The sequence below is a fragment of the Micromonospora sp. NPDC048063 genome, assembly GCF_043202855.1.
In the GTDB taxonomy this organism is placed as follows: Bacteria; Actinomycetota; Actinomycetes; order Mycobacteriales; family Micromonosporaceae; genus Micromonospora.
The window spans coordinates 96,454-121,963 of the sequence record NZ_JBIDBG010000014.1; the positions used below are offsets into that span (position 1 = coordinate 96,454).

Consider the following 25,510-nt stretch of genomic DNA (forward strand, 5'->3'; position numbering starts at 1 on the left):
ATGGCTGAGACCACCACCCGGGCCAAGCTGCGCTGGGGCCTGCTGGACGCCATCGTGGTCGTCTTCGCGCTGGTGCCGGTGCTCTGGATCATGTCGTTGTCGTTCAAGACCCCGGCGACCCTGACGGACGGGAAGTTCATTCCGCGTGAGTGGACGCTGGACAACTACCGGACGATCTTCTCCACCGACCAGTTCGTCCGCGCCCTGGTCAACTCGATCGGCATCGCGTTGATCGCCACCGCGATCGCCGTGGTGCTCGGCGCGATGGCCGCGTACGCGATCTCCCGGCTGGACTTTCCCGGCAAGAAGCTGCTGGTCGGCGTCTCGCTGCTGATCGCGATGTTCCCGCAGGTGTCGCTGGTGTCGCCGCTGTTCGAGATCGAGCGGCAGCTCGGCCTCTTCGACACCTGGCCGGGGCTGATCCTGCCGTACATCACCTTTGCCCTGCCGCTGGCGATCTACACGCTGTCGGCGTTCTTCAAGCAGATCCCGTGGGACCTGGAGAAGGCGGCGAAGATGGACGGCGCGACGCAGGGCCAGGCGTTCCGGCGGGTCATCGCCCCGCTGGCCGCGCCGGGGCTGTTCACCACGGCGATCCTGGTCTTCATCTTCTGCTGGAACGACTTCCTCTTCGCCATCACGCTGACCTCCACCGAGCGGGCCCGCACGGTGCCGGTGGCGCTGTCGTTCTTCACCGGCGAGTCGCAGTTCGAGGACCCCACCGGGGCGATCTGCGCCGCCGCCGTGGTGATCACCATTCCGATCATCCTGTTCGTCCTCTTCTTCCAGCGCCGCATCGTCTCCGGCCTGACCTCCGGCGCAGTCAAGGGATAGGTGGTAGTCATGGCTGACATCGTGCTCGACAAGGTGAGCAAGAGGTTCCCGGACGGGACCACGGCGGTACGGGACGTCGACCTGGAGATCGCCGACGGCGAGTTCGTGATCCTGGTCGGCCCGTCCGGCTGCGGGAAGTCCACCACCCTGAACATGATCGCGGGCCTGGAGGACATCAGCTCCGGCGAGCTGCGCATCGGCGGCGAGCGGGTCAACGACAAGGCCCCCCGGGACCGGGACATCGCGATGGTGTTCCAGTCGTACGCCCTCTACCCGAACATGACGGTGCGGGAGAACATGGCGTTCCCGCTGCGGCTGGCGAAGCTGGACAAGGAGACGATCAACCAGAAGGTGGAGGAGGCGGCGAAGGTCCTGGAGTTGACGCCGTTGCTGGACCGCAAGCCGGCGAACCTCTCCGGCGGCCAGCGCCAGCGGGTGGCGATGGGCCGGGCGATCGTCCGGCAGCCGAAGGCGTTCCTGATGGACGAGCCGCTGTCCAACCTGGACGCGAAGCTGCGGGTGCAGATGCGCACCGTGGTGTCGCGCCTGCAGAAGCAACTCGGCACCACCACCGTCTACGTCACCCACGACCAGACCGAGGCGATGACCCTCGGCGACCGCGTGGTGATCATGCGGGGCGGCGCCGTGCAGCAGGTCGGCCCGCCGCAGGAGCTGTACGACCACCCACGCAACCTCTTCGTCGCCGGGTTCATCGGCTCGCCGTCGATGAACTTCCTGCACGCGGTTGTCGAGGACGGCAAGCTGCGTACGGCGTTGGGCGACGTGCCGATCGGCGAGCGGATCCGGCGCGAGCTGTCCGGCGGCGACGCGCCGCGCGAGCTGATCCTCGGCATCCGGCCGGAGCACTTCGAGGACGCCGCGTTGATCGACGACGACACCCGCCGCCGGGGCATGGAGTTCGAGGCACCGGTCGACATCGTCGAGTCGATGGGCTCCGACAAGTACGTCTACTTCAGCGTCGAGGGGGAGCGGGCCAGCGCCGCGGAGTTGGAGGAGTTGGCGGCCGACGCGGGCGCCGATTTCAGCGGCGGCGGCGCCAGCCTGGTGACCCGGCTGTCGGCCGAGTCGCCGGTGGCGGAGGGGCAGCATCGGCGGGTCTGGTTCAACCTGGAGAAGATCCACCTGTTCGACCCGTCGAACGGGCGCAACCTGACCCTGCACGAGGGCCGGGCGGCCGGCGCGCTCGCCGACTGACGCGACGACGCGCGGGGCGGGCGGGTCGCGCCGACCCACCCGCCCCTTGTCGTGTTGGCGGTCAGCGGCGTCGCCGGCTGGCCTCCGGGATCTCCGCCTCGACCCGCTCCCGCCGGATCTGGTCGTCGACGGGCTGCTGCTCGACGACCTCGTCCTTGGCGAGGTGGACCCGCTCGACGGGCACCGTGTCCTTGCCGACCACCGGCCGTTCGGCGCGCAGGGTCATCTCCTGCTCGGCCTCGCCGATGTCGGCGCGGACATCGCGGGCGTCGCCGGCGGCGATGGGCTCCCGCTCGACGTACACCTCGTCGTGCTCGACCGGCACGGTGGTGTGCACGTCCTCGGTGACGACGTACTTGCGCAGCCGCGCCGTACCGGCCGGCTGGCTCTCCGTGCCGACCCGCAGTCGCTCCTCGGACCGGATCAGGTCCTCGCCCGCCGCCGGCGCCCGCCCCCGGGCGGCGCTCGGCGCGCCCTGCGGCTGCAGGTGGTAGTGGGCGTAGAGCTGCTCGATCTGGGCCGTGTTCAGCGGCTCGTCGGTGCCGGCGTCCACCGCGGGGGCGTTCTTCACGGTGGAGGTGTCGTAGTCGACCGCGAGCCCGCCGTCGGTGATCCGGGCCTTGTCCAGCGGAGCCATCGACTCCTTCCGGCCCGTCATGCCGGTCTTCACGCTGACCCAGGTCGGCTCGCCGGCGGCGTCGGTCCAGATCTGACCCACGCTGCCGATCTTCGAACCCGAGCGGTCCTTGACGTCCTGTCCGTACAGCGAACTGGCCTGCTGTGCGCTGAGCTTCATGGATCGTCTACCTCCCTCTCGTGTCGCCGGACGGATACCCGGCCGACCGGAGCGGATTCGTCGGTGGCCCGGTGAATAGGAGCAGCAGGGTACGTCGGGGCCACCGGGGCCACCGGGGCCACCGGGACCAGTGGGGGCGGTGTGGACGACTCAGGCCCAGTCGACGTGGAGCGCGCGGTCGAGGAAGGCCGCGTAGCGGCCGAGGGCGCGTTCCACCCCGGCCCGCTGCGCCGCGCCGAGCGGCGTCAGCGGGCGGACCGTCACGGCCACCCGGTCCCGACCGACCGCCCGTTTCCAGGTGCCCACGACCCGACCGTCACGCACGACCGTGGCCTGGAAGACGCCGTTGCCGCCCGGCACGATCGCGTCCCGGTGCGCGGCGTCGAGCATCAGCGAACGATCCTTGTAGCCCAGCAGGTATTCGTCGAAGCCGGGCAGCACCAGCAGGTCGTCGTCGACCGGTGCGCGCGGCGCGTCCGGCAGGGCCGAGTCGACCAGCGCCTCCTGCCCGTCGACCCGCACGCGGGCCAGGGCGTCGCCGGCCGCGGCGAGGCCCCGGCGGGCGTCGGTGAGCGTCAGGCCCGTCCAGCCGGCGAACTCCCGGTCGGTGACCGGCCCGTGGCCGCGGACGTAGCGGCGGGCGAGGATCGCCAGCGCCTCGTCCCGGTCGGGCCGGTGCGGCGCGGGTGCCCACTCGTCGAGCAGGGCGAAGGTCTGCTCGGTGCCCACGTTCGGCGCGAGGCAGGTGACGCCCCGCACGCTCGCGTACCAGAGCAGGTGGTAGCCGCGCTGCCCGGCGGTGCCGATGCCGGCCGCCTCCAGCGCCGCCAGGCACCGCGCCCGGGTGAGCCGGCCACCGCCGGCCAGCGCGGCGCCGAGCACGTCGACCGCCCGGTCCGCGTCGGCCTCGGCCAGCCCGAGCTGCGCGCGGCGCGTCGCGGCGGCGGCCAGCGAGCGTACGCCGGTCAGCTCCAGCATCCAGCGGGCGTCGCGGGGCGGCACGAGGTGCACGGTGCCCCGCATCGGCCAGGTGCGCAGCGCCTCCCGGCGCTCCAGCGCGGCGTGCACGTCGGCGTGGTTGAGCGCGGGCAGCCGGACCCCGAGCGACCACATGCCGCTCGCCAGGTCCTGCGCCTGCATGGCCCCGAACCACTCCACCACGTCGGCGACCCCGCCCGGGTGGGCGGTGGGGTGCGGGCGCAGCAGCAGACTGGTCATCCGCAGCGCGAGCGCCTCACGGCCGGTCAGGTCCACGGGATCGGGCTCCTCGGGTCGGGGCAGGGCCACAGCTTAGGACCGGCCCCCGACATCCGACGCATGACGGCCGCCGCAGCGGGAAACCGGCCGCCGGCGGGCGCGTGACGCGCCCCGGAGGGAGCGACATGACTGCGTCCAGCGAGCCGGCCCGGGGTGCCGGCGCACGGACCCGGGCCGGCCGGGCGGGCCCGTCGGCCAAGACCAGCGCCGCCGCGGCCTTCGCGTTGGTCTTCGGGGTGGCCGCGCTGATCAGCGTGCTGACCGTGATCCTGTCCTGGATCGGCCTGCTGCTCGGCATCATCGGCGTGATCCTGGGCATCGTCGGGCTCAAGATGGCCCGCCGGCCCGGGGTGACCGGCCGGGGCGTGGCGCTCGGCGGCCTGGTGCTCAGCGCCCTGGCGGTGCTGATCGGGCTGGCCTTCGCCGCCGGGATCACCACCTTCCTCAACAACGAGAGCGCCGTGAACCGGATACAGCGACAGGTCGACGACCTGCGCGACCGGTTGGACTGACCGGCCGGGGGCGTCCTCCCCTGAGCCGCGGCGGTCGCCCGCGGGCTCAGAGCCGGCGGTGCATGACGAGCAGGTCCACGTACCCCTGGTCGGGGTGCCGGAACGCCTCGGGCACCCGGCCGACGACCTCGAAGCCCAGGGAGCGCCAGAGCGCCACCGCCCGGGTGTTCGTCGCCACGACGGCGTTGAACTGCATGGCCCGGTAGCCGTCGGCGCGGGCGAGCGCCAGCACGTGCTCGCCGAGGGCGCGTCCCAGGCCGCGCCCGCCGGCGGTCGGGGCGACCATGAAGCTGGCGTTGGCCACGTGGTCGCCGGGCCCGAGCTGGTTGGGCACCAGCTTCGCCGAGCCGAGCACGGCGCCGTCCGGGTCGACCGCGACGACCGTGCGGCCCGGCGGGGGCACCAGCCACATCGTCCGGGCCCGCTCCTCGTCGACGTCGCGGGGCCAGGTGTACGTCTCGCCGGCGGCCACGATCTCCCGGAGGAAGGGCCAGATCCGCGGCCAGTCCTCGGCGGTGGCGTCCCTGATCAGCATGCCCCCAGCATCTCGCACGCCGGGCGGGCCGGATCCCTCCCCCGCCGTTTGACGCCGCAAGTACCGGGTAGTCGCCGGAGCTGACCCGACATGAGGAGGGAAACACCTGATGGCTGCCCAGACCAAGGTCGCGGTGATCTACTACAGCGCGACCGGCATCACGTACCAGATGGCGCAGGCGGCTTGCGAGGCCGCCGGTGAGGCTGGCGCCGAGGTGCGCCTGCGCAAGGTGCGCGAGCTGGCGCCGGACGAGGCGATCCGCTCCAACTCGGGCTGGCACGCGCACCGCATGGAGACCCAGGACGTCCCGGAGGCCCAGTTGGACGACCTCTCCTGGGCGGACGTGGTGATCTTCGGAACGCCGACCCGGTACGGCGTGATGGCCGCCCAGCTCAAGCAGTTCATCGACACCACCGGGCCGCTGTGGTCGCAGGGCGCCCTGGCGAACAAGGTCTACTCCGCGTTCTGCACGACGGCCACCTCCCACGGCGGCCAGGAGGCGACCCTGCTGTCGCTGTTCACCGTCTTCTACCACTGGGGTGGGGTGGTGGTCACCCCCGGCTACACCGACCCGAGCCAGTTCGTCGCCGGCAACCCGTACGGCGCCTCGCACACCAGCAACAACGGCGAGACCGCGCCGGACGACATCGCCCTCGGCGCCACCGCCCTGACGACGAGGCGGGCGGTGCAGATCGGTGTCGCGCTGAAGGCCGGTCTGGCCGGGTGAGCCGGCGGCGACCGGCGGCCCGGGCGGGGGCTCTCGACCCGCCCGGACCACCGGTCGCCTCCAGCCCTACCCCCGATCGGGACGACTATGCACGCTCGGCCGTCGCCGACCGCTCGCCGGTGGCGGACAGGTCTCCGGCAGGCGACCGTTCCCCGCCCGTCGACAGTCGCCCGGCGGGGGAAGGCAGCAGCCCGGACAGCAGGTCGGCCAGGACCGCCAGGCCGTCCGGGCTGAGCACCGACTCCGGGTGGAACTGCACCCCCGCCACGCCCCGCCCGCGCAGCGCGTGCACCGCGCCGTCGGCGCCGTCGCGCGCCACCTCGACCGGCCCGTACGGGGTGGTCAGCCGGTCGGTGTCCGCCCGGGCCGTGAACGTCGAGTAGAAGCCGACCCGGCGCCGTGTGCCGAAGAGCCGCACCTCCCGCTGGAGCCCCTGGTAGGGCGCGTCCCGGCGGTGCAGCGCCAGCCCGAGCAGGCCGCACAGCAGTTGGTGGCCCAGGCAGACCGCCAGGGTCGGCCGGCCCTCGGCGAGCAACCCGGCGAGCAGGCCGCGCAGCGCGATCATCTTCGGCTCGGTCGTGCTGCCCGGGTTGCCCGGGCCGGGACCGACCACCACCAGGTCGTAGCCGTCCACGGGGCCGGCGGCGTGCCACGGCCGCAGCGTCACCGCCAGGCCCAGCGCGCCCAACTGGTGGGCGAGCATCCCGGTGAACGTGTCCTCTCCGTCGACGATCAGCACCCGACGCCCGGCCAACCCGGGCAGGCCGGGCGCGTCCGGGGCGCGCTGGTCCAGCCAGAACCGGGCCAGCGGCGCGTTGCGGGCGGCCAGCGCCGCGCGGACCTCGGGATCGTCGGCGAGGCGTACCGCCGGGCGCGCGCCGGCCGCGGGGGCCTGCGGGCCCAGGCCCAGCGCGGCGAGCACGCCGGCGGCCTTGGCGTGCGTCTCGGCCACCTCGCCCTCGGCCGTGGAGTGCCGGACCAGGGTGGCCCCGACCGGCACCCGCAGGTCGCCGGCGGGGGAGATCTCGGCGGTCCGGATCAGGATCGGCGCGTCCAGGCTCTGCCGGCCGGCGTCGTCGCGCCCGAGCAGCGCCAGCACCCCCGCGTAGTAGCGCCGCCCGGTGCGCTCGTGCCGGGCGATCACCCGGCAGGCGTTCTCCATCGGGCTGCCGGTGACGGTGGGCGCGAACATCGTCTCGCGCAGCACCTCCCGCACGTCCTTCGTGCCCCGGCCGGCGAGCAGGTACTCGGTGTGCGCCAGGTGGGACATCTCCTTGAGGTACGGCCCGACCACCTGGCCGCCGTGCTCGGCGACGGTGGCCATCATCTTCAGCTCCTCGTCCAGCACCATGTACAGCTCCTCGACCTCCTTGGGGTCGGCGAGGAAGCGCAGCAGCGCGCCCCGGTCGGCGTCCGCGCCGGTGTGCCGGAAGGTGCCGCTGATCGGGTTCATCATGACCAGCCCGTCGTCGACGCTGACGTGCCGCTCCGGGCTGGCGCCCACCAGGATGCGGGTGCCGGTGTGCACCACGAACGTCCAGTACGCCCCGCGCTCGCCGGACAGCAGCCGGCGCAACGCGGCGAGCGCGGCGACCAGCGGCGGCCCCTCGACGGTGGCGCGCAGGCAGCGGTGGATGACGAAGTTCGCGCCCTCGCCGCGCCCGATCTCCTCGGCGAGCACCCGGCCGACGGTGGCCGCGTACGCGTCGTCGCTGACGTCGAAGCGGGCGCCGGCGGTGCGCACGGGCACGTCGGGCAGCGCGGCGAGGGCCTCGGCCAGGCCGATCCGCTCGTGCCGGGCGATCTCCAGGCACTCCAGCGGTACGCCGTCGTCGACGCAGGCGAAGCCCCGCTCGGTGACCTGCCGGTAGGGCACCAGCGCCAGCGTGCGGGGGCCGGGCGGCCCGTCGGGCAGCGGGATGTCGGCGAGCCGCTCCGCCACGCGTACCGTGCCGGTGAACAGCTCCAGGTGGTCGGCGCCCTCGCGTCGGACGAGCGCGAAGGGGCCGGGGTCGGCGCCGGCGGCGACGGCGGCCAGCAGCTCGGGCAGGTGGGTCATCGGGTCTCCTCGGGCCGGGCGGCACCCGGGCGGGGCGACCGGGAGGGCCGGGGAGAGACCGGCGGCCGCCTCGTCGGGCGGCCGCGTGGGGAAGCTACGCGCGGGGGATGGCCGCCGGGTCGGCGGGCCACCAGCAGGACAGGTGCGCGAGCATGGCACCACCCTACGCGGCGGCCCACGGGCCGGAAAGCCGATCGGGCGTACGGCCCATCCGCTGGGACGCCGGGCCGCGGCGCACCGGGTAACTTGACGGCGATGAACATTCTCGCGCTCGACCTGGGCACCTCCTCGGTACGCGGGCTCGTGCTGGACGCGGACGCCCGCCCGCGGCCCGGCGCGCTGGCCCGGCGCAGGGTGAGCCTCGTCGTGCACGACGACGGGACCGGCACGCTGGACGGCCCCGGCTACCTGGCCTGCCTGGTCGAGTGCCTGGACGAGTTGGCCGCGGCGGGGCATCTGCGGGACGTGTCCCTGGTGGCGACCTCCGCGCAGTGGCACTCGGTGGTCCCCCTGGGCGCCGACGGCGCGCCCCTCGGGCCGGTGCTGACCTGGTTGGACACCCGGCCGGCGGCCCTGCCCGGCGCGCCGGGGCCGGCCGACCCGGCCGATTTCCACCAGCGCACGGGCACGTGGTGGCACCGCTGCTACTGGTCGATCCGGCTGCCCTGGCTGCGGGAGCACACCGGGGGCCCGATCGCCCGGTTCGCCGGCCTGGCCGAGTACGTGCTGGGCGAGCTGCTCGACGCCGCGCCGATGTCGATCTCTCAGGCGTCCGGCACGGGGCTGTTGGACCTGCGGACCCTGGACTGGGACGCCGAGGCCTGCGCGCTGGCCGGCAGCCGGGCCGGGGAGCTGCCCGAGCTGGCCCCGGCGCGATGGCGGGGCCGGCTGCGGCCCGCGTACGCGCGGCGCTGGCCCCAGCTCACCGACGCGCCGTGGGCCGGGCCGGTGGGCGACGGCGCGGCGTCGAACGTCGGCAGCGGCTGCGCCGCCCCGGACCGGGTCGCGGTGACCGTGGGCACCTCGGCGGCGGTCCGGCTGATGCAGCGCGGCCCGGCGGGCGAGGAACTGCCCCCGCTGCCGGAGACGCTCTGGCGCTACCGGGTCGACCACGATTACGTGGTCACCGGTGCCGCGTACTCCTCCGGCGGCAACCTGTTCGCCTGGGCCAACCGGGAGCTGCGACTGCCCGAGGGCGCGGAGCTGGACGCCGCGCTGGCCCGGCTGCCACCCGACGGCCGCCTGCCGGTGAACGTCCGCTTCGGCGGCGACCGGCCGCCCGGCCTGGTGCCGGCGGGCTCCGGCGAGCTGCGGGGGCTGAGCTTCAGCAGCACCGCCGTGGAGATCCTGGCCGGGCTGATGCGGGGTCTGTGCGACCTGGTCGCCGAGGACCTCACGGTGCTGGAGTCCACTGTCGACAAACCGGTCGAGGTGGTGCTCGGCGGGGGAGCGGTGGCCGCCTCACGCTGGTGGCGTTCGGCGTTCGCCGCCGTGCTCGCGCCCCGGCCCGTGTGGCACGGGCGCAACCCGGAGGTCGGGGCGAGCGGTGCGGCGCTGGTCGCGCTGGGCCGCGTCGGCGACGCGACCCGGCTCGCCGACATCGGCCGGACGGACGAGCCCGCCTCACCCTCCTGAGTCGCACCTCAGCCCGGCCCGTTGACACAGCTCGCGGGCCTGATTGGATGGGACTCCGTTCCCCGGGTCGCCGCGGCGGACGCGAGGGACGTAGGAGGCAGGTGTGGGCGCAGGTCCGGGCCCGGCACGGGGCGAGGTGCCGCAGCACCGCCGGCGCCGGTTCGACGTCCGGGTCGTCCCGCACCGGCGCCGTTCGCCGTTCCGGTTGCGGGACTGGCGGATGCGCACCAAGCTCGCCACCGTGCTGGTCATCCCGTCGGTGGCGTTCCTGGTGCTGGCCGGCGTGCAGACCCACGCCCTGGTCGGGCAGACCACCGCGCTCGGCGACTTCGCCGAGCAGGTGGGCATCGGTCGGCAGATCACCGTCGTGGTCCACCAGCTCCAGCAGGAGCGGGACCGGGCCGCCGGTGAGCTGGGCGAGCTGCGGCGCAGCGGCGCGGGCGCCGACCGGGACGGGGCCATCGTCGCGCTGAAACCGTTGCAGAGCGCCACCGACCAGGCCCTGCGGGAGCTGCGCCGGGCGGCCGAGCCGCTGGCCGACGCCGACGCGTCCTGGCGGGTTGCCTACTCCGAGGTGCTGGAGGCCTACCAGCAGGTCGTCTACATCCGCGCCGCGATCCCCCCGGCGGTGCTGGGCAGCGACACCATCCTCAGCAACTACCACCGCGCCGTCGACGCACTGCTCAGCCTCCTCGCCGAGCCGTCTCCCGGCGAGGACCAGCCCGCCCTCAGCGACGCGGTGCTGCGCTACGTCCAGCTCGCCCGCGTCAAGGAGCTGTCCTCCCGGGTCCGCGCCCAGCTCTACGAGGCCGCCCGGTCCGGCCGGTACGGCGTGGAGGACCAGGTGGTCCTGACCGACCTGCGGGCCCAGCAGCTCACCGCGCTGGGCGCGTTCCGGGTAGCCGCGACGACCGCGCAGATCGGCCGCTACGACGAGACCTCCGTGGACCCGGCGTTCCTGGCCGCCACCCGGCTGGAGGAGCAGAGCCTGCCGACGGGCGACGCCCAGCCGGCCGTGCTGCCCGCTCCACAGTGGTGGGCGGCCAGCGAGCAGCGCCAGGAGCTGCTGCGCCGGGTCGAGGCGTCGGTGCTCGACGACGCCGTACGACAGGCCGACGAGGTGAGCGCCGCGCAGTTGCGCACGACGCTGCTGGTCGTCGGCGTGGTCGTCGTGGTGCTGCTGGTGGCCCTGCTCATCTCCGTTCTGGTCGGCCGGTCCATTGCCCGGTCCATGCGGCTGCTGCGCGGCCAGGCCCTGCGGATCGCCCAGCTCGAGCTGCCGGAGGCCCTGGACCGGCTGCGCACCGTGACCGGCGGCGTCCCCACGATCGAGGTCCCGCCGGCGGTGGTCCGCTCGCTCGACGAGATCGGCGAGCTGGCCGAGGCGTTCGTCGCGGTGCACCGCAGCGCGGTCAGCGTCGCCGTGGAGCAGGCCACCACACGGCGCAACGTCAACGCGATGTTCGTCAACCTCGCGCGCCGCAGCCAGGTGCTGGTCGAGCGCCAGCTGGAGCTGCTGGACGACCTGGAACGCGAGGAGAGCGATCCGGACCAGCTGGAGAACCTGTTCAAGCTCGACCACCTGGCCGCCCGCATGCGGCGCAACGACGACAGCCTGCTGGTGCTGGCCGGGACCGAATCGACCCGCCGGTGGAACCGGCCGGTCGGACTCGGCGCGGTGCTGCTGGCGGCCAGCGCCGAGATCGAGCAGTACCAGCGGGTGCGCCACGAGGCGGTCGCCGACCTGCACGTCGTCGGCCACGCCGTCGGTGAGCTGGTCCACGTCCTCGCCGAGCTGCTGGAGAACGCCACCTCGTTCTCCCGCCCCGACACGGTCGTGGCCGTCACCGCCGGGGCCGAGGGCGCCGGCGCGGTCGTCGAGATCGCCGACGAGGGCCTCGGCATGAGCCCGGCCGCCCTGGCCGAGGCCAACGCCGTCCTCGCCACGCCGCCGGCGGCCGACGTCGCGACCGTCGAGCGGATGGGCCTGTTCGTGGTCAGCCACCTCGCCGCGCGGCTCGGCGTCGAGGTGCGGCTGCACGGCGGCGCGAACGCCGGCCTCGTCGCCCGGATCCGGCTGCCCGGTGACCTGCTGGCGCCGGCGCCGGAGCCGGGCGCGCCCGCCCCGGCGCGGATGCTGACCTCCGCGGTCGCCTGGGCCGGCGCGCCGTCGCCCGACGAGATGCCGGTGGCCGGGCGGCGTCCGGAGGCCGCCGTGCCCCACCAGACCCGGCCGGTGCGGACCGAGGAGGTGACCGCCCCGGCGGCCGGGTCGCCCGCCGGCGGGGGCTGGTGGTCCCGCCAGGGCCCGGCGCCGGCCCCGGTCCGGGAGACCTCGCCCACCCCGCCGACCGTCCCGGTGACCGGCGGTACCAACGCCCGCGGGCTGCCCGTACGGGTGCCGATGGCCCAGCTCTCCGCCGTCACCGAGCCGGCGCGGCCGCAACAGCCGGCGGCACGCCACGACCCGGACCCGGAGGCGGTCGGCGGCATGCTGTCCCGGCTCTACAGCGGCGTCCGGCGGGCCGAAGCCGAGGACACCACCGAGATTTTCATGCCGCCGGGCGGCACGTGCACCGAAGGGGGACACAGATGACGACGTTGAGCCAGGAGGCCCGCGATCTGAGCTGGCTGGTCAGCGGATTCACACAGCGGGTGCCGGGAGTGGCACACGCCATCGTGGTCTCCTCCGACGGCCTGCTGGTCGCGATCTCCGACCACCTGCCACGGGACAACGCCGACAAGCTCGCCGCGGTGACGTCGGGGCTGATGAGCATCACCGCGGGCGCCGCCCAGATGTTCGACGGCGACGTGGTCAAGCAGACGGTCGTCGAGATGGGACGCGGCTACTTCCTGGTCATGCAGGTGCGCGACGGGTCGATCCTGGCCACGCTGGCCGGCGCGGACGCCGACATCGGCGTGGTCGGCTACGAGATGGCGCGGCTGGCCAAGCAGGCGGGGGAGATGCTCACCCCGGCCCTGCGGGCGGAACTGCAGCAGGCACTGCCGCGCTGACGACGGCGGACGGCGGGACGCGCCCTTCCCTAGCTCCGCTCCCAGCCGGATCCCAGTGGACCGGCGGACGCCGCCCGCCGGGCACCCCGCCTGGCGGTCGGCGACGCGGAGAGGAGGTGACGCATGCGGAGGTCGTTGATCGTCACGATGGTGGCCGCCACCGCCCTCACCGCTGGCTCGGCGCCGCGCGCCGGCGAACTGCCGAACGTGCGGTACAGCGCCGAGGTACGCATGTCGTGGCCATCCCCACCCACCACCTTCACCGGGTCGCCGTGGTCAGGCGGGCGGGTCACCGAGGGCGACGCAGACGTTGTCCTGCCGGCCGATCCCCAGCGTCAACTGACGGGTGCCGGCCGGATCGATCGAGACGACATGCAGCCCGTCGAGGATGTAGTAGCCACGCGGGTGGCGGTCTCCCAACCGGAAGCCGAACCCCGCAGGCCCGACGATGGTGTAGCGCAGCCACCCGCCGTCCGGGCGGTATTCGAGCAGCCCGGAGCCGCCCGCGTCCCGGCGTACGGCTTTCCCGGTGTCGGTGTTGACGAAGTCCACGGTCAGCGGGCCGGCGTACTCCTCACGTCGGACGGCCCCGGTGGCATATCGGGCGAGCACCCGGACCCGTACGTCCTGGGAGACGACGCGGACGTGTAGCGGGAACGAGCAGTAGCGGCCGGCCGGACCGGTCCATTCCTCCTGGATCGACGGACGCCAGGGCTCGGGGCGGTTGCCGCCCCAGCCTCGCCAACCGGAAACGGTCACCTGGGATCCGATGTCCCCAGCGACCGCCGGGCTGGCGGGAGCGGTCACGAGGGCCGTGGAGACCATCAGCATTCCGAGCAGAGACCGACTGACGATCTTTCCCAGGCGCATGTCATCACCTAACCAGTAAATGTCAGTCAACCGGTGTTGTTGACAGTACTGGTTAACTACGCCGAGTCAAGGCACACTGTCGACATGCACTGGGTGAACGTCGAGGGCTATCCGATGCCCGTTCCGGTCGGCGGGCATCCCGCCCTGGAGCTCTGCAACACCTGGGCCGGCTGGGCGGCACCGCCCAGTCCGGAACGGGAGTGGCTTCGCGACTTCGACCGCCTGGCGGTGTGGGCCGGGCACGTCCAGCTACTCACCCCGGCCACCGTCGGTCGACTTCGGGAACACGGTCGCCGCCACCCGGCCGCCGCACACGACGTACTGGTGGCGACCCGGCTGCTGCGCACCGCGCTGCACGATGTCCTGCTCGACCCCTGCGACACCGCGGCCTTCCGGCACGTCGCCGAGCAGGCACAGCGGGCCGCCGCCGTGGCGGTGCTGGAGTCGGACCAGGACGGGCTCGCCCACTGGACGCTGCCCGACGACGTCGGTCTGCTGCTGCCGCTGCTGGCCGGTGCCCGTGCCGCCGTCGACCTGCTCAGCACCCCGGCCCGCACCGACGTACGCGCCTGCCCGGCCGTCGACTGCGGATGGCTCTTCCTCGACCGGCGGGGCCGGCGTCGCTGGTGCAGCATGGCCAGTTGCGGCAACCGGGCCAAGGTACGGGCCTATGCCGCCCGCCAGCAGCCGGACTGACCAACCGTCACTCCACTTGACCAGTGATGATCGCGCGGACTGCGGCGCGGGCGGGTGAGTTCTCGCGCCGGGGCGGGATACCCTACCTGCGGTGCCTCGAACCGCGTGACCGGAGGAGCCGATGCTGGGATGACGGCAGGGCGACCGATGCCCACACAGGACGACGTGCTCGGGTACTTCAACACCCTGTCGAACTGGGGACGGTGGGGCGACGACGACCAGTTGGGGACCCTGAACCACATCACCGACGACGTTCGGCTGGCGGCGGCGCGGGCCGTGCGCCACGGCAGGAGCGTGTCGTGCGCATGGGAGGTTGCGGTACCGGAAGACATGGAGCGGTCGACGACGACGTGCCCGTGCGCCGCCGACATGCCGGGTGCCGAGAACATGCCGTTGCCCGGATTCCGGGACGACCGGCGCTGGGGCTTTTCGTCCGAGCGGCTCGGCATCACCTTCCACGGCAACACCCTCACCCATGTCGACTCGCCGTGCCACATCTTCTGGGACGGCACGATGTACAACGGTCGGTCGCACTCGTTGGTCGACGCCGCGACGGGATCGGCGTGGGCGGCCGTCACGGCGGCGGCGAACGGGATCATCACGCGTGGTGTCCTGCTGGACATCGCGAGGGTCCGCGATGTGCCGTGGTTGGAACCGGGGCAGGGTGTGTTTCCCGAGGATCTCGAGGAGGCCGAGCGTCGCCAGGGTGTGCGGGTGCGATCCGGCGATGCGGTGCTCCTGCGGACCGGCTGTGGCCGCGTCCGACACGAGACCGGTGCGGCCAACGGTTTCACGCAGGCCGGTTGGCACGCGTCCTGCCTGCCGTGGCTGCACGAACGGGAGGTCGCGCTGATCGGCGCTGACACCCCCCAGGAGGTTCAGCCGTCGGGGTACGAAGACGTGTTGATGCCGGTTCACGCCGTGAGCCTCGTCGCGATGGGTCTGTGGCTGCTCGACAACTGCGACCTGGAGGCGTGCGCGACGACGGCTGCCGAGCTTGGCCAGTGGGACTTCCACCTCGCAGTCGCGCCGGTCCGCTTCGCCGGTACGTCCGGCAGCCCGGTCAACCCGATCGCCACATTCTGACCGCGGCTTCACGAGGGGCGCGACGCCACGAAGGACCCGGCTCGCGGGGCGCGCGGTGGCGCACCGAACCGGGCGGGGGAGGCCGACGCCCTCGACACCCGGCCGCTGCGACCCGCAGGGGCCAGCCGCGTCGACGCCCGGTCGGCGGAACGGCCCGGCTCCCACGGTCAGGCCGGGTGGGCCGGCCCTCCGACCGGTGCGGCGGAACGGACCGACCCACACCACCACCCGGATACGCAACGGGCGCGAAAAAGCCCGCAAAAACAGGCCGTCACGGGATCACGCACGGGACCGCGACGGAGTAACGTACGTCACCGGAGAGGCCGCTCCCCCCGTGGCGGCCTCTCCCTCATCTTTCCGCCGCGACCACGACGGCCGGAACGACCGGATGCCGCAGCCCCGGGTGACCCGCCGGCAGCGACCGGCGCACCACCACCCAGCTCACCGCCAGCGTGGTCGCCACCAGCGGCCAGGTCAGCGCCACCCGGGCGACCGTCAGCGCGACCACCTGGCCGCCGAACCACAGCGGCAGGAACACGAGCACCCGCAGCACGTAGGTCGCCGCCCACACCCAACTTCCCCGGCCGTACGCGCGCAGCAGCGCCGGATCGCGCCGCCACCGGCTGCGCTGCCCGAGCGCGACGCCCACCACCACCCCGAGCAGCGGCCAACGCACCGCGATGCTGACGACCCAGGCCAGCGCGCTCGCCGCGTTGGAGAGCAGTTGGACGAGGAAGAAGTCCTCGGCGCGCCCGGTGCGCAACGCGACCAGCGCGGCCACGCAGACCGCCAACAGCCCGACCAGCACCGAGCGCGGTCGGTCGCCCCGCCGCAACCGCCAGCCGGCCAGGGCCGTGCCGGTGACCACCGCCGCGCCGACCCCGGCCCACAGCGAGTGGCCGCCGATCAGCCAACCGACCGCGAACGCCACCGGCGGAAGGGTGGCGTCGACCGCGCCCCGACGCCCGCCGAGCAGGTCGGCGAGGCTCTCCGGCCGGTCCGCCGGGGGCTTCCCGCGCTCCGGTGTGCTGACCACCCGCCACCTCCTCACGTCCGCCCCCCAACCTATCCGTCGCCAGCGGGCGGGCCAGCGGGTGACCGGGGCGGGCTGGCCGCTACGGTGTGCGGGTGCGAGCGACGCCGAGGGGTTGGACCGCAGTCTGGTTGGTCGTCCTGGCGATCGTTCAGGCAGCCGCCTTCCTGGCCGTGTGGCGGGTCGCCCTGCACATCGAGGCGGGCCAGTGGATCGACACCGTCGCCCTGACCGGCAACCGGATCGGTCAGGACCGCATCGACGGCCCGGTGGACCGGATCCTCAACGCCATGTCGGTCGTGTCGCTGCTGGCGGCGACCGCGGTGATCGGCTTCATCGCGCTGATCCGGGGTCGCATCGCGCTCGCCGTCACGGCCACCCTGTTGATCGCCGGCGCAAACGGCACCACCCAGCTGCTCAAGTACGGACTGGCCCGGCCGGACTTCGGCATCGACCCGGAGCGGATCTACGCCGGCAACAGCCTGCCCAGCGGGCACGCCACCGTCGCCGCATCGGTCGCGGTGGCGCTGGTGCTCGTGCTGCCGCAAAAGGTGCGGGCACTCGGCGCCTTCCTCGGGGCCGGCTACGCCGCGGTCGCCGGGGTCGCCACCCTCTCCGCCGGCTGGCACCGGCCCAGCGACGCGGTGGCGGCGTTCCTGGTGGTCGGGGTGTGGGCGGCGCTGGCCGGGCTGCTGCTGCTGGTCACGCAACGCGAACAGGCGCAGGTGGAGTCGGCCGACGCGCACCGGGTCGCCGCCACGGTGCTCGGCATGGGCGGCGCGCTGGCGGCGGTGGCCTGCGGGCTCGCCCTGGCCTGGCTGCTCGACCTGCGCGCCACCCCGCCCGACGAGCTGGCCCGCCGGCCGCTGTTCGTCGGGTACGCCGGCAGCGCCGCCGGCATCGCCGGGACGATGGGCGTGGTGATGGCGCTGGTGCTCGCCGCCGTCCACCGTTTGGTGCCCCGCGTCAAGGGCTGAGCCCGGCCCGCCGCCTCCCGGCAGGGCTGACAGCGGCCCCGCTGCCTCCCGGCACCGGGTTGCCCCGGCTCGCCGCCTCCCGGCAGGCGTGGCGCCCGCGTCAGCGGGAGTAGGTGCCCACCATCGTCCCGCTCGCGATGTCCCGCTGCACGAGCGTGCGGTGCACGTCGTCGGCGTGCGGCGTGTCGGGCAGCTCCAGCGGCCGGTCCAGCGCGTAGAGCCGGAAGAAGTACCGGTGGGGATCGTCGCCCTGCGGCGGGTGCGGCCCGCCCCACCCGGTCGTGCCGAAGTCGTTGGGCCACTCCCGGCCGCCCAGGGGCACCCCACCCTCGGGCACCCCGGCCGCGGTCGGCGCGATGCCCGTCACCAGCCAGTGCAGGAACGGGGTCTTCCCGGCGTCCGGGTCCTCGACGAAAAGGACCAGCTCGGTCGCGGACTCCGGCACCTGCGACCACTCCAACGGCGGTGAGACGTTGCCTCCCTCGCGGGCGAAGCGGGTCGGCAACATGTCGTGGTCGTTGAACGCGGTGCTGCGCAGCATGATCCCGGCCATCGGTGGCGCTCCTCTCCTCGGCCCGGCCGCGCGTACCCGCCTGGCGACCGCCGAAACGGCCACGCCGCCGCCGATCGGCGGTGTGAGAGGGTCGGAGCGGCAGACACGGACGGGGGAGGACCGGTGGAGCGGGTACGGGCGGCGTTCCGGGACGAGTGCGCGCGGCTCGGCGAGGTGCTGCGCGGCGTCGACGAGGCGGATCTGGACCGCCCCACCGACTGCCGCCCCTGGACCGTGCGGGAGCTGCTGGCCCACGTGCGCACCGGCGCCGGGCGGCTGGTCGACATGCTCGCCGCGCCGGCCCCGCCCCGCGCCGAGGTCGACGCCGCCGCGTACTACGGCGCCGCCAAGTTCACCCCGCCGGTGGACGCCGCCCGCATCGACAGCGGCCGGCGGGAGGCCCGGGAACTCGACGGCCCCGCCCTGGTGGCCGACTTCGACCGGGCCTGGCGGGACGCCCTGGCCGCCGTCGACGCCCAGCCGCCCGGTCGGGTGGTGCGCACCCGCCACGGCGACGCGATGGCGCTGGCCGAGTTCCTGCGTACCCGCGTGGTGGAGGTCGGGGTGCACGGCCTGGACCTGGCGGCGGCGCTGGACCGGGAGCCGTGGCTGACGCCCACCGCGGCGGAGGTCGTCGCCGGCCTGCTCACCGGCGGGCGTCCCGTCCCGGCGGAGCTGGGATGGGACCGGCTCACGCTGATCCGCAGGGCCACGGGCCGGACCGACCTCACCGCCCGGGAGCGGGCCGTCCTGGGCGCCACCGGCTTCCGCTGGCTCTCCTTCGGCGGCTGACCGGTCTCCTCCCGCCGACCGCGCGAGCCGCCGCAGCGTCCGGGCGACCGGCGAGGCCGGGGCTGGGCTGCTCGCGGTCTCCCCGCGCGGGTGTCCGCCCCCTTCCCCGGGATGGTCGTCGCCGGGCGACGCGGGTCAGGTGGTGGCGAACGGGTCCGCCGCCGCGCGCGGCGCGGGCACCCGCGGCACCGCCTTGCGCAGGTGGTCCAGCACCACGGGGTCGATGCGGCCGGGCACCAGCCGCTCCTCCAGGTTCTCCATCCCGGCCCAGGCGAAGAGCGCCTCCTCCGGTCGGTCCGGGTCGACCGGCAGACCCAGCGCGGCCAGCAGCCCGCCGACCTCCGTCGCCACCGCCCCGGTCAGGTCGAGCAGGGTGGCCGGATCGGGCCGGCCGAAGAGCAGGGTGTGCAGCGCGAGCAACCGGCCCAGCTCGGTCACCGGATCGGGGTGGTCGTCGACCCGCAGGTCGACCAGGACGTCGCTGGTGCCGCCGTACCCGCCGCCGCGCTCGACCACCAGCAGCCCGGCGCTCTGCCGGCCGCGCCGGTCGCCGCCGGCCTGGTCCCCGGCGCGCAGCGCGGCGAGCAGCCGGTCGGGGAACGGCAGCGCCGCCCCGCCCAGCCAGGCGTCCCGCACCGCGTCGACCACCTGCGGGCCCGCCAGGATGTTGCCCTGCACCGCCCAGCCGTCGCCGGCCTGGCCGCCGGCCCACGGGTGGCAGGCCGGGCCCGTCCAGGTCGCGCCCGCGCCCGCCGCGGCGACCACGCCGAGCTGGCGGTGGTCCCGGTCGGGGTCGGCGGCAACCAGGCCGGCGACCACGTCGGCCGCGGCCACCCCGGTGCGCAGCAGCGTCAGCCCCTGCGGCCGGTACGCGAGGTTGACGTGCGCCTGGGTGGCGAGCGCGCCGACCTCGGCCTCGGCGGCCGGGACCAGCGCGCCGGCGGCCAGGAACCGGCTGGCCACGACGACGCCGTGCAGGCGGCCGTCGTCGGAGCGGGCGACGAGCGAGAAGGTCACGACAGGAGACTAGCGCGCTGCCGGCGGCCATCGTCGGTGCTGGATGCGACCCTCCTGCCGACGTGGGTCCGGCAATGGCTCAGAAGGGCGGCGCCGCGGCCTCCGGCGGCGCGCCCCGGGCCCGGCGGGCGTCGGCGACCGCGACCGCGGTCAGCAACGCGGCGGCGACGGCCGCGGCCACCAGCGACACGGTGCGCAGCAGCACCGGCATCAGGACCAGCAGCACGAGGGCGGCGATCCAGCGCGACGGCGACACCCGGCTGAACACCTCGTACTCGAACCGGGCCCGGCCGGCGAGGAAGAGCACCGGCCCGCCGAGCACCATCGCCAGCCAGGCCGCCTCGGGGCGGTCCAGCGGGTGTTCGATCACCAGCTTGTAACCGATCGCGGTGGCGGTCAGCCCGACCACCATGACCAGGTGGGTGTCGGCCGCGGACCGGCCGATGCTGGCCGGGTGCCGGGCCCGGGCGACGGCCTCGGCGAGGATCTGCCCGGCCCGCTGCACGTAGATCCGCCACAGCACGATCGAAGTGACCAGCGCCAGGGCGAAGGCGAGCGCGTGCCCGCCGCCGTACGGGCCCTCGCTGTAGGCGAGGCCGGCGACCAGGATCGTCTCGCCGAGCGCGATGAGGAAGAACTGCTGGTACCGCTCGGCGAGGTGCTCACCGGCGATGTCCCACCGGGAGACGGTCGAGCGGCCCAGCCCCGGCACCGGCCAGCCGAACCGGGCGGCCAGGTACTCGGCGGCGAGCGCGGTGGTCCACAGCAACACCCGCGGATTGGTCGGCACGAACGCGCCGATGATCCAGAGCGTGCCGGTCGCGCTGTAGACGAGCAGCATCCGCAGGTTCAGCCGTCGGTACGGGTGCGAGCCCAGGGCGAGCAGCAGGATCAGCGGGCGGGAGAGCTGTGCGGTCACGTACGCCACGGCAAACATCAGCCCGGTCTCCCTGAACGCCCGGGTGATCGCCACCCCCATCACCATGCTGGCCACCGCGGCGGTGATGACGACAGCCTGCAACCAGGCGTGGTGCGGGTCGTACCGGCTGGTCGTCCAGGAGGTGCCCTGCCACACCGCCCAGAGCGCGAGGATCAGCAGCAGCGTCTTGGCGCCGCCGGTGACCGCGCCCCAGCCCCGGGCGCCCCCGGGCTCCAGCGCCAGGTCCTCGAACGAGCGGACCGAGATGCGGGTGAGCGCGAAGACGTACACCAGGTCGAAGAAGAGTTCGAGGAACGTGGCCCGGCCGGCGTCGACGGCCGGGGGCAGTTGGCGTCCCGCCTCGTGGGCGGCCATGGTCAGCTCGCCCCGCCGTCACGTGCGCCCATCCCGCAGTCGTAACACCGCCGACCGCCCGACCGCCCGACTACCGGGAAACCGGGGCGGGATCTTGATCCGGCCGGCGGCCGGCGGGCACCATCGACCGATGACGACCCGATGGGGCATGACCGTGCCGCTGGACGGCATCCCGCTCGCCGACCACGCCGCGGCCTACGCGGCCCTCGACCGGGCGGGGTTCACCGACGTGTGGTCCTCCGAGGTCGCCGGGGCGGACGCGTTCACCCCGCTGGCGCTCGCCGCCGCCTGGCAGCCGCAGCTGCGCCTGGGCACCGCGATCACGCCGGTCTTCACCCGGGGGCCCGGCCTGCTGGCGATGAGCGCCGCCGCGCTCGCCGAGGCCGCGCCCGGCCGGTTCGCGCTCGGCATCGGCGCGTCCTCGCCGGTCATCGTGCGGAACTGGAACGCCGTGCCGTTCGACGAGCCGTTCCGGCGGACCCGGGACGTGCTGCGTTTCCTGCGCGCGGCGCTCTCCGGCGCGACCGTCGACGAGGCGTACGACACCTTCGCGGTGCGCCGGTTCCGCCTGGAACGGCCGCCGGCCGTGCCGCCGCCGCTGCTGCTCGCCGCGCTGCGCCCCGGGATGCTGGGACTGGCCGGCGCGGAGGCCGACGGCGTCATCCTGAACTGGCTCGCCGCGAGTGACGTGGCGCGGGCGCTCGCCGAGGTGGGCGACCGGCGTCCGGGCTTCGAGGTGGTCGCCCGGATCTTCGTCTGTCCCACCTCCGACGCCGCGCACGCCCGCGCCCTGGGCCGCCGGCTGATCACCAGCTACCTGACCGTTCCCGCGTACGCCGAGTTCCACCGCTGGCTGGGCCGGGAGGAAGTGCTCGGGCCGATGTGGCGGGCCTGGGCCGCCGGGGACCGGCGCGGCGCCGGCGCGGCCGTGCCCGACGAGGTGGTCGACGCGCTGGTGCTGCACGGCTCGCCGGAACACTGCCGTGAGCAGGTCCGCCGTTACGCCGACGCCGGGATCGACGTGCCGGTGCTGGCCCTGCTGCCCACCCCCGAGGTGGCCGCCGGCGGCACGGCGGCGCTGGCTGACCTGATCACGCGCCTGGCTCCGGGTGAGCCGCGATGAACCTCACCGACCGGGTGGTGGTGATCACCGGCGGGGCCGGCGGCATCGGCTCGGCCCTGGCGCGGCGGTTCGCCGCCGAGGGCGCCACCGCCGTGGTGGTGGCCGACCTCGACGCCGACGCGGCCCGCGCGGTCGCCGACGGCGTCGGCCCGGTCGCCCACGCCGCCGCCCTGGACGTGACCGACGAGGAGCAGGTCCGCGCGCTGGTCGCCGACACCGAGCGGCGGTACGGGAGGATCGACCTGTTCTGCGCGAACGCGGGCGTGACCACGAGCGGGGGAGTGGAGGTCGACGACGCCGGCTGGGACCGCGCGTGGCGGGTGAACGTGCTCTCCCACGTCTACGCGGCCCGGGCGGTGCTCCCGGCGATGCTGGCCCGGGGCGGCGGCTACCTGCTGCACACGTGCTCGGCGGCGGGCGTGCTGACCGCGGTCGGCGACGCGGCGTACACGACGACGAAGCACGCCGCGGTCGGCTTCGCCGAGTGGCTCTCCGTCACCTACCGGGACCAGGGCCTGCGGGTCAGTGCGCTGTGCCCGCAGGGCGTGGACACGCCGATGCTGGCCGAGGGGCTGGCCGCCGGGCACCTCGGGGCCCGGGTCATCGCCGCCTCCGGCGCGGTGCTCAGCCCCGACCAGGTCGCCGACTCGGTGATCGCCGGCCTCGCCGAGGAGCGTTTCCTCATCCTGCCGCACCCGGAGGTCGCCGCGTACGCCCTCCGCCGCGCGGAGGACCCGGACGGCTGGCAGGCCGGCCTGCGCAAACTCGTCCGCCGCCTGCGGGGGTAGTACCGCGACGGCAGTCATGGCGGGTAGCCGCGTCGGCGGTAGTGGCTGGCGCGGCTTGGTGTGGCGTCGGCAGCGAGAGGGCGCCCGCGACTAATTGTGGTGACGAATGAGCGTTGTCGACGGCGCGGCGGGTTGTGGGGGCCTTATGGTGGCGGCACGGTCTCTACCGTCGACCAAATCGCCGAAGTCGTCGAACGACACGCCGAAACGCGAGTGGTTTTCGTGCTGGTGGAGCCGTGACATCATGCCTGTGTCGTCCGTCGCATCGGCGCGGCTCGTAAGGGTTTCGGTGGAGCCACAATGACCGGGCTGACAGGGGCAGCGATGCCTGGTACCACGCCGCTGAGTTCGCATGATCCACGCACGGCGGGGCCCTACCAGCTGCTCGGGCGGCTGGGTGCGGGCGGCCGGGGCGTCGTCCACCCGGGCAGGGACGTGAACGACAACCGGGAGGTGGACGCGGACCCACCGTACGTGGTCAGCGAGTTCATCGATGGCCCGACCCTGGAGCGGCACGTCCGTGAGCGTGGCCCGATCTCCGGGGAGGCGCCGCACCGACTGACCGACCGTTGGCACCGCCACCGCGTCGACCGCGACCCGCCCGTCCGGCCTGGTCCATCGCGACCTGATGCCGGCCACCGTCAGTCCGGATGCGACGGCCCCGCGTGATCGACTTCGGCCGGTCCGGGCCCTGACCCACGAACACGATCCGGTCGGCCCGCATGGCGGCTCGGCCGGGCTGGTGGCTGATGTCGACGCCGTCAGCCGACACTCTGGAGGGACCACATGGTTTCAGGTCGACCGACTGCTCGGCCGTGGCTGCCGTACACCGCAGCCATCGTGGCCGGATTCGCGGTCGTCACGGCGGCCTACCTGATCGTTCGGCCGGCGGCGGACGTCGGGTGCACGCCGCTGGAGGTCAGCTCGTCGATCGAGAAGGACGTGCTGCTCGGCGAGTTGGCGGAACGCTACAACAAGAGCGATCGGCGGTTCGGTGGCCGGTGCGCCGCGGTGACCGTACATGGACTCTCGTCCGGTGCGGCGACGGACGCGCTGGCCGGCGAATGGTCGGTCAAGCAGCCCAACCTGCCACGGCCGCAGGTGTGGTTGCCGACGTCCACCCTGTGGACCGGGCAGTTGAAGTTGCGGGACGAGGCCGCCGGGCGTCCGGCGCAGACCCCCGGCCGGTATCCGTCGATCGCGAACAGCCCGCTGGTCATCGCCATGCCGCAGCCGAAGGGAGAGCTGCTCCAACAGCAGGGTCCCCTCGGCTGGGGCGAGATCCTGGGCTCGTCCGGGCGCTCGGGCTGGGCCACCTTCGGTCGCCCCGAGTGGGGGCGGTTTACCTTCGGCAAGGTCAACCCGAACCTGTCCACCTCCGGGCTGGCGGCCACGATCGCGAGCTACTACGCGGCCATCAACCGGGCCAGTGACCTTACCGAGCGCGATATCGCGAATCCGACGGTGACCCAGTTCGTCCGTCGCATCGAGGCCAACGTGTCCCACTACAGCGACGACATCGTGGATCTGCTGAAGGACCGCGCCGAGGCGGACCTGTCCGGCACGGCGGCCCCGACGGACATGAGCGCGGTGGTGACGCAGGAGGAGTTGGTCTACCAGTACAACGAGGGGGAGCTGAGCCCGACCCGGGGCGAGAAGCCGAGGGTCCCCCTGGTCGCGCTGTATCCGAAGGAGGGCACGTTCAACCTCGACCACCCGTACGTGGTGCTCCCCTCGGCCAGCCCGGAGCAACGTGACGCCGCTGCCGATTTCCTGGCGTTCCTCCAAGAGGCGCCGCAGCAGGAGAGCTTCAGCCGGCTCGGGTTCCGCGACCACCAGCAGAACGCGGCCCGCCCGCTGATCGCCTCCGTCGGCGGGCGCGGGGCCCAAGACCTCACCTACTTCGACCCGCCGGATCCCACCGTGGTCAAGGCGATCCTCACCGGCTGGGGCACGCTGCGCAAGAAGGCGAACATCCTCGTGGCCGTCGACACGTCCGGTTCGATGAACGCAAGGATCGGTGACCGGACCAGGTTCCAGGTGGCGACCAGGGCCGCCGCCAAGGGCTTTGGCCTCTTGAACTCCGAGGACCAGGTCGCGCTCTGGTCGTTCTCGTCCGAGACGAAACAGCGGCCGAAGTCGCCGTACAGCGAGGAGGTCCGGCTGTCGGCGTTCGACCAGAAGGCGCTCACCAATAAGATCAACAACCTCCACGTCGAGGGCGGCACCGCTCTGTACGCCACCGTACGGGCGGCACACCGTCACATGCTCGACCACTATGACCAGTCCCGGATCAACGCGGTGGTCGTACTGACAGACGGCAAGAACGAGTACAACAAGGACAGCAACCTCGCCCGGCTGCTCCAAGACGTCGCGTTGGATCCGGAACGACCGATCAAGATTTTCTGCATCGCCTTTGATGAGCAGTCCGATTTCGGGACGCTGGACCGGATCGCCAAGGCGTCCGCGGGCAAGGCGTTCGACGCCCGTGACCCGGCGAAGATCGACGACGCGTTCGTCAAGCTGGTCAGTAGCTTCTAGTTGGAATGCCCGGCACCGTTGTTGACGCGGGTGACCGGTGGTTTGCCGCCGAGTGAGGCGTGGCTGCGATGTTGGGCCATGAGACCTCCGGTTTGGTCGTGGGCGTCAGCACCTCACACCTCGCCGGAGGTCTCATCGTTTCAACCCGCCACGCC

Annotated in this window: 23 protein-coding genes; 14 read left to right on the forward strand and 9 right to left on the reverse strand. The window is 73.8% G+C overall.

Annotated elements, in window-relative coordinates:
* Complete coding sequence (locus ACGFZ2_RS27280) at nucleotides 1-834, forward strand: carbohydrate ABC transporter permease (RefSeq protein ID WP_393268134.1); 834 nt, start codon at nucleotides 1-3, stop codon at nucleotides 832-834.
* A gap of 9 nt (nucleotides 835-843) precedes the next feature.
* The gene (locus ACGFZ2_RS27285; RefSeq protein ID WP_393458242.1) at nucleotides 844-2,049 is read left to right on the forward strand and encodes an ABC transporter ATP-binding protein; all 1,206 of its coding nucleotides are present in this window, start codon (nucleotides 844-846) and stop codon (nucleotides 2,047-2,049) included.
* 61 nt (nucleotides 2,050-2,110) lie between these two features.
* On the opposite strand, the gene ACGFZ2_RS27290 is transcribed toward ACGFZ2_RS27285, so the two are convergent.
* Nucleotides 2,111-2,845 (reverse strand): YsnF/AvaK domain-containing protein, encoded by a 735-nt coding sequence (locus ACGFZ2_RS27290; protein WP_393458245.1) that lies wholly within the window; start codon nucleotides 2,843-2,845, stop codon nucleotides 2,111-2,113.
* A 150-nt stretch (nucleotides 2,846-2,995) separates the two neighbouring features.
* A complete protein-coding gene (locus tag ACGFZ2_RS27295) occupies nucleotides 2,996-4,063 on the reverse strand; it encodes a winged helix DNA-binding domain-containing protein (RefSeq protein WP_393458360.1) in 1,068 nt (355 codons plus the stop codon).
* Nucleotides 4,064-4,227: 164 nt separating this feature from the next.
* Here ACGFZ2_RS27295 and ACGFZ2_RS27300 point away from each other — a divergent pair, with 164 nt between their 5' ends.
* Nucleotides 4,228-4,614, forward strand: coding sequence for a DUF4190 domain-containing protein (locus ACGFZ2_RS27300; RefSeq protein WP_393458248.1), 387 nt, complete (start codon nucleotides 4,228-4,230; stop codon nucleotides 4,612-4,614).
* A 46-nt stretch (nucleotides 4,615-4,660) separates the two neighbouring features.
* Here ACGFZ2_RS27300 and ACGFZ2_RS27305 read toward each other — a convergent pair whose 3' ends face one another.
* Nucleotides 4,661-5,149, reverse strand: a complete 489-nt coding sequence (locus ACGFZ2_RS27305; RefSeq protein WP_393458251.1) for a GNAT family N-acetyltransferase — start codon at nucleotides 5,147-5,149, stop codon at nucleotides 4,661-4,663.
* Nucleotides 5,150-5,258: 109 nt separating this feature from the next.
* Here ACGFZ2_RS27305 and wrbA point away from each other — a divergent pair, with 109 nt between their 5' ends.
* Complete coding sequence (gene wrbA / locus ACGFZ2_RS27310; RefSeq protein ID WP_350711126.1) at nucleotides 5,259-5,876, forward strand: NAD(P)H:quinone oxidoreductase; 618 nt, start codon at nucleotides 5,259-5,261, stop codon at nucleotides 5,874-5,876.
* An 85-nt stretch (nucleotides 5,877-5,961) separates the two neighbouring features.
* Here the strand turns inward: wrbA and ACGFZ2_RS27315 are convergent, their stop codons facing one another.
* The gene (locus ACGFZ2_RS27315; protein ID WP_393458254.1) at nucleotides 5,962-7,935 is read right to left on the reverse strand and encodes a chorismate-binding protein; all 1,974 of its coding nucleotides are present in this window, start codon (nucleotides 7,933-7,935) and stop codon (nucleotides 5,962-5,964) included.
* A gap of 255 nt (nucleotides 7,936-8,190) precedes the next feature.
* Here ACGFZ2_RS27315 and ACGFZ2_RS27320 point away from each other — a divergent pair, with 255 nt between their 5' ends.
* The 3 genes from ACGFZ2_RS27320 to ACGFZ2_RS27330 all read left to right on the forward strand — a co-directional run bounded on the left by ACGFZ2_RS27320 (nucleotide 8,191) and on the right by ACGFZ2_RS27330 (nucleotide 12,585).
* Nucleotides 8,191-9,570 carry an FGGY family carbohydrate kinase gene (locus tag ACGFZ2_RS27320; protein ID WP_393268149.1) on the forward strand — a complete coding sequence of 460 codons (1,380 nt, stop codon included), beginning with the start codon at nucleotides 8,191-8,193 and terminating at the stop codon, nucleotides 9,568-9,570.
* Between the two features lie 103 nt (nucleotides 9,571-9,673).
* On the forward strand, nucleotides 9,674-12,166 hold the full coding sequence (locus tag ACGFZ2_RS27325) for a nitrate- and nitrite sensing domain-containing protein (protein ID WP_393458257.1): 2,493 nt from the start codon (nucleotides 9,674-9,676) through the stop codon (nucleotides 12,164-12,166).
* Nucleotides 12,163-12,585, forward strand: a complete 423-nt coding sequence (locus tag ACGFZ2_RS27330; RefSeq protein WP_393268154.1) for a roadblock/LC7 domain-containing protein — start codon at nucleotides 12,163-12,165, stop codon at nucleotides 12,583-12,585. Before ACGFZ2_RS27325 ends, ACGFZ2_RS27330 begins: the two co-directional genes overlap by 4 nt.
* Nucleotides 12,586-12,861: 276 nt before the next feature.
* Here the strand turns inward: ACGFZ2_RS27330 and ACGFZ2_RS27335 are convergent, their stop codons facing one another.
* Nucleotides 12,862-13,455: a hypothetical protein gene (locus tag ACGFZ2_RS27335; protein ID WP_393458260.1), complete on the reverse strand. Its 594-nt coding sequence runs from the start codon at nucleotides 13,453-13,455 to the stop codon at nucleotides 12,862-12,864.
* Between the two features lie 84 nt (nucleotides 13,456-13,539).
* Between ACGFZ2_RS27335 and ACGFZ2_RS27340 the strand changes: the two genes are divergently transcribed.
* A complete protein-coding gene (locus ACGFZ2_RS27340) occupies nucleotides 13,540-14,151 on the forward strand; it encodes a CGNR zinc finger domain-containing protein (protein WP_393458263.1) in 612 nt (203 codons plus the stop codon).
* Nucleotides 14,152-14,298: 147 nt separating this feature from the next.
* On the forward strand, nucleotides 14,299-15,237 hold the full coding sequence (locus ACGFZ2_RS27345; RefSeq protein ID WP_393458266.1) for a cyclase family protein: 939 nt from the start codon (nucleotides 14,299-14,301) through the stop codon (nucleotides 15,235-15,237).
* A 349-nt stretch (nucleotides 15,238-15,586) separates the two neighbouring features.
* On the opposite strand, the gene ACGFZ2_RS27350 is transcribed toward ACGFZ2_RS27345, so the two are convergent.
* Entirely contained in the window at nucleotides 15,587-16,273 is a 687-nt protein-coding gene (locus ACGFZ2_RS27350; RefSeq protein ID WP_393458269.1) for a DUF3159 domain-containing protein, read from the reverse strand.
* Nucleotides 16,274-16,359: 86 nt separating this feature from the next.
* On the opposite strand from ACGFZ2_RS27350, the gene ACGFZ2_RS27355 reads away from it, so the two are divergent.
* On the forward strand, nucleotides 16,360-17,247 hold the full coding sequence (locus ACGFZ2_RS27355) for a phosphatase PAP2 family protein (protein ID WP_393458272.1): 888 nt from the start codon (nucleotides 16,360-16,362) through the stop codon (nucleotides 17,245-17,247).
* Between the two features lie 100 nt (nucleotides 17,248-17,347).
* Here the strand turns inward: ACGFZ2_RS27355 and ACGFZ2_RS27360 are convergent, their stop codons facing one another.
* On the reverse strand, nucleotides 17,348-17,800 hold the full coding sequence (locus tag ACGFZ2_RS27360) for a YbhB/YbcL family Raf kinase inhibitor-like protein (RefSeq protein WP_357458858.1): 453 nt from the start codon (nucleotides 17,798-17,800) through the stop codon (nucleotides 17,348-17,350).
* Nucleotides 17,801-17,923: 123 nt separating this feature from the next.
* Between ACGFZ2_RS27360 and ACGFZ2_RS27365 the strand changes: the two genes are divergently transcribed.
* Nucleotides 17,924-18,592: a maleylpyruvate isomerase N-terminal domain-containing protein gene (locus tag ACGFZ2_RS27365; RefSeq protein WP_393458276.1), complete on the forward strand. Its 669-nt coding sequence runs from the start codon at nucleotides 17,924-17,926 to the stop codon at nucleotides 18,590-18,592.
* 135 nt (nucleotides 18,593-18,727) lie between these two features.
* Here the strand turns inward: ACGFZ2_RS27365 and ACGFZ2_RS27370 are convergent, their stop codons facing one another.
* Together ACGFZ2_RS27370 and ACGFZ2_RS27375 are read right to left on the reverse strand one after the other, a co-directional pair.
* Complete coding sequence (locus ACGFZ2_RS27370) at nucleotides 18,728-19,609, reverse strand: DUF1028 domain-containing protein (protein ID WP_393458279.1); 882 nt, start codon at nucleotides 19,607-19,609, stop codon at nucleotides 18,728-18,730.
* Between the two features lie 79 nt (nucleotides 19,610-19,688).
* Nucleotides 19,689-20,903, reverse strand: a complete 1,215-nt coding sequence (locus ACGFZ2_RS27375) for a low temperature requirement protein A (RefSeq protein ID WP_393458282.1) — start codon at nucleotides 20,901-20,903, stop codon at nucleotides 19,689-19,691.
* A 148-nt stretch (nucleotides 20,904-21,051) separates the two neighbouring features.
* On the opposite strand from ACGFZ2_RS27375, the gene ACGFZ2_RS27380 reads away from it, so the two are divergent.
* The 3 genes from ACGFZ2_RS27380 (at nucleotide 21,052) to ACGFZ2_RS27390 (ending at nucleotide 25,355) form a co-directional block, all read left to right on the forward strand.
* Nucleotides 21,052-22,026, forward strand: a complete 975-nt coding sequence (locus tag ACGFZ2_RS27380) for an LLM class F420-dependent oxidoreductase (protein WP_393458363.1) — start codon at nucleotides 21,052-21,054, stop codon at nucleotides 22,024-22,026.
* The gene (locus ACGFZ2_RS27385) at nucleotides 22,023-22,814 is read left to right on the forward strand and encodes an SDR family oxidoreductase (protein WP_393268175.1); all 792 of its coding nucleotides are present in this window, start codon (nucleotides 22,023-22,025) and stop codon (nucleotides 22,812-22,814) included. Before ACGFZ2_RS27380 ends, ACGFZ2_RS27385 begins: the two co-directional genes overlap by 4 nt.
* An 840-nt stretch (nucleotides 22,815-23,654) precedes the next feature.
* Complete coding sequence (locus ACGFZ2_RS27390; protein ID WP_393268178.1) at nucleotides 23,655-25,355, forward strand: substrate-binding domain-containing protein; 1,701 nt, start codon at nucleotides 23,655-23,657, stop codon at nucleotides 25,353-25,355.
* Nucleotides 25,356-25,510 lie beyond the last annotated feature (155 nt).

Coding starts and splice junctions, on each gene's coding strand:
- ACGFZ2_RS27385 (WP_393268175.1), top strand. CDS start 22,023: ATGAACCTCACCGACCGGGTGGTGGTGATCACCGGCGGGGCCGGCGGC.
- ACGFZ2_RS27375 (WP_393458282.1), bottom strand. CDS start 20,903: ATGGCCGCCCACGAGGCGGGACGCCAACTGCCCCCGGCCGTCGACGCC.
- ACGFZ2_RS27285 (WP_393458242.1), top strand. CDS start 844: ATGGCTGACATCGTGCTCGACAAGGTGAGCAAGAGGTTCCCGGACGGG.
- ACGFZ2_RS27360 (WP_357458858.1), bottom strand. CDS start 17,800: ATGGCCGGGATCATGCTGCGCAGCACCGCGTTCAACGACCACGACATG.
- ACGFZ2_RS27340 (WP_393458263.1), top strand. CDS start 13,540: ATGCACTGGGTGAACGTCGAGGGCTATCCGATGCCCGTTCCGGTCGGC.
- ACGFZ2_RS27305 (WP_393458251.1), bottom strand. CDS start 5,149: ATGCTGATCAGGGACGCCACCGCCGAGGACTGGCCGCGGATCTGGCCC.
- ACGFZ2_RS27280 (WP_393268134.1), top strand. CDS start 1: ATGGCTGAGACCACCACCCGGGCCAAGCTGCGCTGGGGCCTGCTGGAC.
- ACGFZ2_RS27300 (WP_393458248.1), top strand. CDS start 4,228: ATGACTGCGTCCAGCGAGCCGGCCCGGGGTGCCGGCGCACGGACCCGG.
- ACGFZ2_RS27330 (WP_393268154.1), top strand. CDS start 12,163: ATGACGACGTTGAGCCAGGAGGCCCGCGATCTGAGCTGGCTGGTCAGC.
- ACGFZ2_RS27315 (WP_393458254.1), bottom strand. CDS start 7,935: ATGACCCACCTGCCCGAGCTGCTGGCCGCCGTCGCCGCCGGCGCCGAC.
- ACGFZ2_RS27320 (WP_393268149.1), top strand. CDS start 8,191: ATGAACATTCTCGCGCTCGACCTGGGCACCTCCTCGGTACGCGGGCTC.
- wrbA (WP_350711126.1), top strand. CDS start 5,259: ATGGCTGCCCAGACCAAGGTCGCGGTGATCTACTACAGCGCGACCGGC.
- ACGFZ2_RS27345 (WP_393458266.1), top strand. CDS start 14,299: ATGCCCACACAGGACGACGTGCTCGGGTACTTCAACACCCTGTCGAAC.
- ACGFZ2_RS27380 (WP_393458363.1), top strand. CDS start 21,052: ATGACCGTGCCGCTGGACGGCATCCCGCTCGCCGACCACGCCGCGGCC.
- ACGFZ2_RS27335 (WP_393458260.1), bottom strand. CDS start 13,455: ATGCGCCTGGGAAAGATCGTCAGTCGGTCTCTGCTCGGAATGCTGATG.
- ACGFZ2_RS27290 (WP_393458245.1), bottom strand. CDS start 2,845: ATGAAGCTCAGCGCACAGCAGGCCAGTTCGCTGTACGGACAGGACGTC.
- ACGFZ2_RS27295 (WP_393458360.1), bottom strand. CDS start 4,063: ATGACCAGTCTGCTGCTGCGCCCGCACCCCACCGCCCACCCGGGCGGG.